Genomic DNA, 8181 nt, shown 5'->3' with positions numbered 1-8181 from the left:
GTTAGTATCAAGCAGATATTGATAGGTCATTGGGTGGTACTAAAATGTAATGTCATCAAGGGGAAGCAACCCTTCATCTATATCAGGAAAATTGTCTGTAATGTCTGGCAAAGTAGTCAGCAAAGAAATTAGAGAACCAGAAGAAATCGGCTCAATGATTAAGCGATGACCTTCTTTGCGTAACAAAACCTCTGTGCTTGATAAGGCAAGTTCAGGAGGAATATTTAAGACTTGCTCTTGTCCACTTGTTAGTAAAGAAACCTGACGTAAGTTTTGCATCTGTTGACCTCTTTTTTAATGATCACCTTACTATTTTATAACAGGGAACAGGGAACAGTAGTAGTAGGGTGCGCCCTTCGATAGCGTAACGCACCAAATAAATTAATGATAGGTGTGGTGCGTTACGACGGATTGTTAGATGATTGAGTAGGGGCGAAGCATTCGGACAATAACCTATTACTGAAACCCTAGATTTCCTATCCGAATGCTTCGCCCGTACCCCGAATTTTTCTCTAGCAAACTCAATTGGGGATGGGGGGTGAGTGCGATCATAGATTTTAAGCTATAATCAAAGATGTTGATTTATCCCATGAAGTAACAATGTTATCGATTAATCTAGATCGAGAAACCGAGAACTATCTAGCAGACATCATTTCCGAAGAGAATATTAGCTCAGAAGAACTTCTGAAAAAACTCATTTACGAACATTGGCAAAGCTTAAAACCGCGTAAAACTTTATCACAACGCCGGGGAGGTCATCCTCAGCATCTTTTAGAAAATGCTCCACCTGATTTATCATTGCGAGAAAACCGCAAAAAAGTAGTGGCAGAATATATACAAAACCATCATCAGCAAGATCATTTATGACAAATTATCCCCCAAAAATTATTACAGAATCAATCAACCAATTCTCTAACTTCAAAGCAGGCACACGCTCAAATTCACGAGTATTTGCGGTAACAAGAGTCAGATCAAGCGCTAGAGAATGAGCAGCAATCAGTAAATCATTTGGACCGATTGGGGTTCCTGCTTGCTCCAAATGTTTACGAATTAGGGCATAGTGCTTATCTACAGTTGATTCTAATGGCAAAACTGTCAAGAACTCCAGGATGCGTTCTAGTTGCTGCACCAGACGGGAGGAACCACTTTTAACCACTCCAAATCTTAATTCACACGCCACAATGATGCTCGTACAAACGCTTTCTTCGCCGACATCCACAATATGCTGGAAAACCTGACCTTGGGGATACCTGATCAAATGTGATAGGATGTTAGTATCAAGCAGATATTGATAGGTCATTGGGTGGTACTAAAATGTAATGTCATCAAGGGGAAGCAACCCTTCATCTATATCAGGAAAATTGTCTGTAATGTCTGGCAAAGTAGTCAGCAAAGAAATTAGAGAACCGGAAGAAATCGGCTCAATGATTAAGCGATGACCTTCTTTGCGTAACAAAACCTCTGTGCTTGATAGGGCAAGTTCAGGAGGAATAGTTAAGACTTGCTCTTGTCCACTTGTTAGTAAAGAAACCTGACGTAAGTTTTGCATCTGTTGACCTCTTTGTTAATGATCACCTTACTATAATAGACGCTTCTAAGACAGAATATTCAGTATCTAAAACTTCTACTCCAAAGGTTTCAATATGAAAACGGAGTGCTGATTTCGCATCTTCTAGCGCTTCTTGATATGATTCGCCTTCGCCAATGACAACACCTTCAATACCTAAAGGATAAGCAATATAGCCATCTGGGTGTTTTTCGACAATTATTTTAATGCTTTTCATGATTATTTTTTAAATACATTTTCCCAATTCATCAAGCAAATCCATCGCCACCTCTAGCCAGTCCACCGCACCCTCTGAAGACGGCTCAGGCGTTGCTTCCCTTACCCCTTCCGGACGCGAGACTAAGGGTTTAAAATTCTCATGATTCTCGCTGGCCTTCTCTTCTAAAAACTCCTTTAATAGCGTCGGACGCTCATAGTCCTGCCGATAGTCCCAGACCCAGTTTAACACTGTGATTACCTCCGCTCGCTGTTCCGCCGACCAGCCTTGTTTATCGATATACTGCGCCATGATTTGCTGACAGTTTTCCCACCGACGGTAAGCCTCCCACAGCGCCGATATAGGTTTCCTCATGGACAAAGACACCGCACCGCCTTCTGGGAAATCCTGACGCAGATCCGAACTCAACAGAACCCCAGTTAACCAAGCTCCTCCTTCCCCTAACTCGATTAAAATATAGGCTAGGGTTGCCGGATTTAGGTCAATTTCGACCCTAATTTGGCTTAAATCTAACATTTCTTCACCAGAGTCTTGGGGAATCAATACAGCTTCTAGTTTACCTAGCTTGGGTAGTACCACTTGAGCATTATCAGCCGCCGCAGCATCTACCTCTATCCCATGCTCTTCTAGATAATCTGTCAGCACCGCCGCCGCTAAGGTGTTTTGGCGAAATTCCCCAAAGCTGGGATAGGGAACCCAAACAGAGTCGGCTAAATCTGTTTTAGGGTCTAAACCCGCAAGTTTAGCTAACTCAACCAGATCATCTGTATCTGCATTAGCAAGACGCAGGTACAGTTCTTCAACTTCTCGAATAAAATCTGCATCACTCATAACGTAATACCTGACGACTTAGATAGGGTTGGGTTTTATGCTTTAAAAATAACTTAGCGAATCCTAACTCAAATATGTTTAATTTTTCGTGTCGATAAATATCATCTCTAAATAAATTTTCTAAACCTGTAATCACAACCTGACGCATTTCAGGAGTAAATGTCGCTTCAACGCTCCAGGGAACACCCGCAATTAACATTTTACCCAGGGAATCCGCTAATTCCCCAATCAAAACAGGCTCACCTGTCCTATTCTCGAACACCCACACAGGCTGATTATTTGCTCCCTTGTGACTAATTTGCGCTATTTTAAGCTGAAACTTATCCCCCTGGGACTCTTTTTGACGCTTTTCTCTAACTCCCTTTAAGCTTGCTTTCGATAAATCAGGAGTTGCAGAACCTTCTAGTTGAAACTTGCTTTCCTGTTCTCCTCCTAACTGACGTTCAATCTCTAATTCCCTTGCTAAAATCTTTTTCAACGCTTCATTTCTCAACTCAGAAGGCATTTGGCCATTCTCCAGTTTTAAGCGTAACTCTCCCCCCCGCAAACCAAACTTAACCCGTCCAAAGCGAAAATCAAGCCACTGCTGATTAAAAATAATCCGCACCGATAGGGAAAACGCCTCTGGATCAGACTTTTTCAAAAGCGAAAAAACACCCTTAGACTCAGGCGCAAGGGGTTCTCCCAAAATCTCCAAGTGCAGACATTCAGGACACTTATTGTCATGTTCTGTTACCGCGATCGCCCTTGATTGCTTTGCCATCATCCTAGGCCTTTCAAACCCTTAACTGTAATAATTGTACTGTATGTGGGGTTTGCGGCAAAAAATTTGTTGTTTTGCTAATAAAGTCCCAAAACCATTTTTTAGCAAAGCTGCTACCGATATTCAGCCAGCCCTAATTACCTAGAGCAAGCCTCAAGAATTCCTAGCAAATTAACTAAGGGGTTATCTTAATGCTTGCTGCTATCAGCTTAATTTTCTTCCTCCACTTCTGGGGTTGGTTGTGGTAAACGAGCGATAAAATCTTTCATTTTAGGATGATTAAACATTTTCTCCGTGTCTTGCAGAAGACGTTGACCCCAGAGATTTTCCTCTAAAAATTCCAGACTGACATAACGACTATCGCTAGTGAGAGCGGCCTGAGCTAATTTGATGCCCTCCTCAGTTTTTCCTTGACTATAAATAGCCACCGCAATAGCTAACTGAGGTTCCGGCTGTTTAGGATCAATTTTCAAAGCGGCGCGCCAATCTTTAAGGGCTGCTTCCTTATCACCCTGTTCGTATTTAACTAAACCAATATTATTAATAGCGGGCCAAAAATTTTTATCTTGACTAACAGCTTTTTCGTAAGCTGCAATCGCTTGGGGATATTGTGCTAACTTGAGATAGGAATTACCGAGATCAAAAAGAGCGGGGGAGATATCGGGTTTCATTTGCAAACCCGCTTCAATCTGGGCAATAGCAGACTTGTAATCTTGATTCTGAAAATAGGCACTACCGAGGGAAAATTTAATATTAGCGTGGGCATCGGCGGGAGCAAGGGACAAAGATTGATTTAATGCCTCGATACCGGGTTGCACCTGATCGTCTTGCAGATATAAACTACCGAGAATAAACCAAGTTTGATAGAGATGGGGGGCTAACTGCACCGCTAACTTAGCCCGTCCGAGGGCCGCATCGGTACGGCGAAAACGAGCTAATTGGATGGCATCTTCGGCCATTTCAATTCCCGCTTGTTCCATCTGTTCTAACTCTGGTTCGATGGCGTAGGGGAGTAGCGCTTGGGAAAAAGCCGGCGGGCTGCCAGCGACGAAAAAAACGAGCAAAGAAATGATTAATTGAAGTTTTGGCACAGTTTACCCCCGCGATAGGCCTTTTTAAATCAGTCTATCTCGCTTGGGAGTTGTTGGCTAACGAAACAACAAAGGCAACTCTAGAGACGTTAGTATATAACCAATTAACTTTTGGCTGATCGATGGCAATAACCGTGTTGGGAAAATCAAATCGCCCCCTATTTTGGATATTCGGACTCATGGCTAGTGGTTTTCTGGCGGTGGGAGTGGTTTCTTATCGCTTGCTGCAAACTCCTCCTCCTGGCCTGGAATTGGCGAAAATGACCGTTCCTGCTCAACGGGAAACCCTCGCTGTGGAAATTAAAGCTAGTGGTAGGGTGGAACCAATCCAAAGTGTCAACATTAGCCCGAAAAACCCCGGCCGATTAGTGCGATTATTGGTGGATCAGGGCATGATTGTTAAAAGGGGACAAACCCTCGCCGTCATGGATAATTTAGAGGTGTATGCCCGGGGAATGCAGTCAGAAGCGCATCTGCGGGAAGCTCTAGCCAGTCTGGAACAGGCTAAACGCAGTATTCCCGAAGATATCCGGCAATTACAAGCCCGATTTTATCAGGCCCAGGCCAGTTATAAGCAATTAGAAGCCCGTTTAGCTCAGGCCAAAGAAAGAATTCCCAAAGATTTAGACCAGCTGCAAGCTCAGGTACAAGCAGCCCAATCCCGTTTTCGACTAGCAGAAAATCGGGTTAAACGCAATGAAAATTTAGTCCAGGAAGGAGCGATCGCTCAAGACCAATTTGATGCCGTCCTCAATGAATATCTCAACGCTAAAGCCAATTTAGACGAATCGATCCGCCGTTTGGAACAAGCGGATAAAACCGCTTCCCCAGAAGTGGCTGGAATTGAGCAGGAAATGATAGGAGCGGCAGCAGCGATCGCAGAAGCGAAATTTGCCCTCGAACAACGCCAAAAAACCCAAGAAACCGAGCTTGCTCGACTAGAATCATCTGTAGCGGCCGCCAGGGCCGATTTAGAGCAAATCAAGATTCAATACCGCGATACAGTCATTACTGCTCCCTTTGATGGCATCATCACCCAAAAATACGCCACCGAGGGTTCTTTTGTCACTCCCACCACTTCGGCCTCCAGTACCGCTTCCGCCACTTCCACCTCGATTATCGCCCTGGCATCGGGATTGGAAGTGATTGCTAAAGTGCCGGAAGTAGATGTGGGTTTATTGCAGCGCGGCCAACCAGTGCGAATTGTCGCCGATGCTTTTCCTGAAGAAGTCTTTGAAGGTCGAGTTATTCTCGTGGCTCCCGAAGCAATTATCGAGGATAATGTTACTTCTTTTGAAGTGAGAATCGGTTTGGTGACGGGACGGGACAAACTCAAATCGAAAATGAATGTGGATGTAACTTTTGTCGGCCAGCAGTTAGATAATGCCCTCGTCGTGCCGACTGTCGCCATTGTCACCCGGGAAGGCAAGTCAGGGGTTTTAGTTCCCGATGCCGAAAATAAACCGAGTTTTCAACCCGTTTCGATCGGTTTGGTCTTAGACGATAAAACCCAAATTTTATCAGGTTTGGAAGCTGGAGAAAAGGTCTTTATCGATCTCCCCGAAGGAGCCGAAGATACCTCGAAAACTAATCAAAAATAATCAAAAATCTCAATAATTTTTCTTAACAAATATCTCCAAATTGTCTTTTTTCTGATCGGACAGGAGTCAGGATTCAGGATTCAGGAGACAGGATTCAGGAGACAGGATTCAGGAGACAGGATTCAGGGGACAGGATTCAGGGACAGGAGATTATTTTATTTATTCTCCCCACACCCCACACCCCACACCCCACACCCCACACCCCACACCCCACTGATAACTGATATGTTTATCATCGAAAGTTTAAAAATGGCCGTCTCCACCCTAGGGGCCAATAAAGTGCGTAGCGGCCTGACTATGTTAGGGATTATCATCGGTAACGCTTCAGTAGTGGCCATGATCGGTATTGGCCAAGGGGCGCAAACCTTAGCCAATGACCAGTTTGCTAACTTGGGACCCAATACCATTTTTGTGGTGCCGGGGTCGCGACAAGCACGCAATACCACCGTTAATTTACCGAAAACCCTAGTTTTAGCCGATGCTCAGGCGATCGCCGAACAGGTTCCCACCGTCGCTGAAGTCGCCCCAGAAATAAACGCTCGTTTCCTGATTTCCCATCGTAATCGCAACATGACGGCTCTAGTCACGGGAAGCACCCCAGAATACGCTTCTGTCCGCAATTTTACCCTAGAAAAAGGTCGTTTTATCAATAATATCGATCTAGCCCGCAACAAACGGGTAACGGTGATCGGCACGGAAGTGGCAGCGCAACTTTTTCCCACCCAAAATCCCCTTGGTCAACAGCTGCGGATCAAAAATCTCAGTTTTGAGGTGATCGGGATTTTAGAGGCGAAAGGCTCCTTTTTTGGCAATAATCAGGATGAAATGCTGATTATTCCCCTTAGCACCATGAACTCGCAACTGGTGGGCAAAACCGGACCCTACGGTGTCGAGTTGAGTTGGATTAGTCTCACCGCGCGATCGGGGGAGGAAATCCGGGCCGCTAAGTTCCAAATCCAGAATCTCCTGCGTTTACGCCATAAAATCGTCGCTGAGGATGATTTTCGCGTCGAAACTGCTAAACAGATGATCGAAATCTTCGCCACGATTACCCAGGGTCTCACCCTACTTTTGGCTTTAATCGCCGGTATTTCCCTGATTGTCGGTGGTATCGGGGTAATGAATATTATGCTCGTTTCGGTTTCGGAAAGAACCGGGGAAATCGGACTAAGAAAAGCGATCGGAGCCAGAGAACAGGATATTCTCTTACAATTTCTGATTGAATCAACTCTCGTTTCCATCGCCGGCGGTGCGCTTGGTATTCTCGTCGGTGCAGGAGCGATCGTTCTCGTCTCCAGTTTCTCTCCCCTGGCCGCCACTGTTTCCGCCACCGCCGTCGCCCTGTCTTTGAGTGTTTCCACGGGTATTGGTCTCTTTTTCGGCGTTTTTCCCGCCTATCGTGCCTCTAAATTGGAGCCGATTGTCGCCCTCAGAAGTGTCTAATTTTTTAAGTTTTTTCGGGGACGTTTTTGGCAAGGATTGCTTTTATGGCTAGGTTGGGGTCTAATGTGTGGGACGAATTTTATAATCCCGATAACGACGATAATCATTGAGAATGCGATCGTGATCAAAGCATAAAGGTTGGGGGAATTCCCAGAGATGAAAAATCCCGACTTTTTTGGCATCATCGGCAGCGATCGGTTGGCCTTTTGCCGTGGCGATAAAAACGATACTAATGGTGTGTTGACGCGGATCGCGGTTAGGATCGGAATAGACGTGAAATTGCTCGATTAACTGCACCTGCAAACTGATTTCCTCGTAAGCTTCCCGAATGGCCGCCGTTTCCACTGATTCGCCGTAGTCCACGAATCCCCCCGGAATTGCCCAGCCAAAGGGCGGATTTTTTCTCTCAATTAGTACGATCGGACGGTGGGGCGAGTCGATCAGTTCGATGATAATATCAACAGTGGGGGCAGGATTGCGATAGTTTGTCATTTTTTTCAGTTATCAGTGAACAGTTAAGTAAGTAGTTATAATTAAATTGAAGATAGATTTTGCCTCTGATCCCCCCTGCCCCCCTTGATAAGGGGGGTGCCGATCCCCCCTTAATCCCCCCTTGATAAGGGGGGTGCCGATAGGCGGGGGGATCTGATAACTTTTAACGCCTACCT

12 protein-coding genes are annotated in these 8181 nt (G+C 45.1%); 3 read left to right on the top strand and 9 right to left on the bottom strand.

What is annotated here, in order from left to right; all coding sequences use genetic code 11:
- Positions 1-39: 39 nt before the first annotated feature.
- On the bottom strand, positions 40-279 hold the full coding sequence (locus O9290_RS16795) for an antitoxin (protein WP_002776594.1): 240 nt from the start codon (positions 277-279) through the stop codon (positions 40-42).
- A 321-nt stretch (positions 280-600) separates the two neighbouring features.
- Here O9290_RS16795 and O9290_RS16790 point away from each other — a divergent pair, with 321 nt between their 5' ends.
- Complete coding sequence (locus O9290_RS16790) at positions 601-867, top strand: hypothetical protein (RefSeq protein WP_288087293.1); 267 nt, start codon at positions 601-603, stop codon at positions 865-867.
- Positions 868-871: 4 nt separating this feature from the next.
- On the opposite strand, the gene O9290_RS16785 is transcribed toward O9290_RS16790, so the two are convergent.
- From O9290_RS16785 to O9290_RS16755, 7 genes are all read right to left on the bottom strand, one after another.
- Entirely contained in the window at positions 872-1300 is a 429-nt protein-coding gene (locus O9290_RS16785) for a type II toxin-antitoxin system VapC family toxin (RefSeq protein WP_002788601.1), read from the bottom strand.
- A gap of 9 nt (positions 1301-1309) precedes the next feature.
- Positions 1310-1549, bottom strand: a complete 240-nt coding sequence (locus tag O9290_RS16780; RefSeq protein WP_002793069.1) for an antitoxin — start codon at positions 1547-1549, stop codon at positions 1310-1312.
- 22 nt (positions 1550-1571) lie between these two features.
- Positions 1572-1784 carry a type II toxin-antitoxin system HicB family antitoxin gene (locus O9290_RS16775; protein ID WP_002793068.1) on the bottom strand — a complete coding sequence of 71 codons (213 nt, stop codon included), beginning with the start codon at positions 1782-1784 and terminating at the stop codon, positions 1572-1574.
- 9 nt (positions 1785-1793) lie between these two features.
- Positions 1794-2615, bottom strand: coding sequence for a hypothetical protein (locus O9290_RS16770; protein WP_288054782.1), 822 nt, complete (start codon positions 2613-2615; stop codon positions 1794-1796).
- Positions 2608-3378, bottom strand: coding sequence for a hypothetical protein (locus tag O9290_RS16765; protein ID WP_288054780.1), 771 nt, complete (start codon positions 3376-3378; stop codon positions 2608-2610). Before O9290_RS16765 ends, O9290_RS16770 begins: the two co-directional genes overlap by 8 nt.
- A 209-nt stretch (positions 3379-3587) precedes the next feature.
- Positions 3588-4469: a tetratricopeptide repeat protein gene (locus O9290_RS16760; RefSeq protein WP_288026976.1), complete on the bottom strand. Its 882-nt coding sequence runs from the start codon at positions 4467-4469 to the stop codon at positions 3588-3590.
- A gap of 34 nt (positions 4470-4503) precedes the next feature.
- Positions 4504-4650 carry a hypothetical protein gene (locus O9290_RS16755; protein WP_002740204.1) on the bottom strand — a complete coding sequence of 49 codons (147 nt, stop codon included), beginning with the start codon at positions 4648-4650 and terminating at the stop codon, positions 4504-4506.
- Between O9290_RS16755 and O9290_RS16750 the strand changes: the two genes are divergently transcribed.
- Positions 4592-6070 (top strand): efflux RND transporter periplasmic adaptor subunit, encoded by a 1479-nt coding sequence (locus O9290_RS16750; RefSeq protein ID WP_288026978.1) that lies wholly within the window; start codon positions 4592-4594, stop codon positions 6068-6070. The two genes, O9290_RS16755 and O9290_RS16750, sit on opposite strands and share 59 nt — an antisense overlap.
- A 225-nt stretch (positions 6071-6295) precedes the next feature.
- The gene (locus O9290_RS16745) at positions 6296-7513 is read left to right on the top strand and encodes an ABC transporter permease (RefSeq protein ID WP_004159634.1); all 1218 of its coding nucleotides are present in this window, start codon (positions 6296-6298) and stop codon (positions 7511-7513) included.
- Positions 7514-7573: 60 nt separating this feature from the next.
- Here the strand turns inward: O9290_RS16745 and O9290_RS16740 are convergent, their stop codons facing one another.
- The gene (locus O9290_RS16740) at positions 7574-8005 is read right to left on the bottom strand and encodes an NUDIX domain-containing protein (protein WP_002799564.1); all 432 of its coding nucleotides are present in this window, start codon (positions 8003-8005) and stop codon (positions 7574-7576) included.
- Positions 8006-8181 lie beyond the last annotated feature (176 nt).

It is taken from the genome of Microcystis sp. LE19-41.2A (genome assembly GCF_027530405.1).
GTDB lineage: Bacteria > Cyanobacteriota > Cyanobacteriia > Cyanobacteriales > Microcystaceae > Microcystis > Microcystis aeruginosa.
This window is presented reverse-complemented; position numbering and strand designations above follow the sequence as displayed.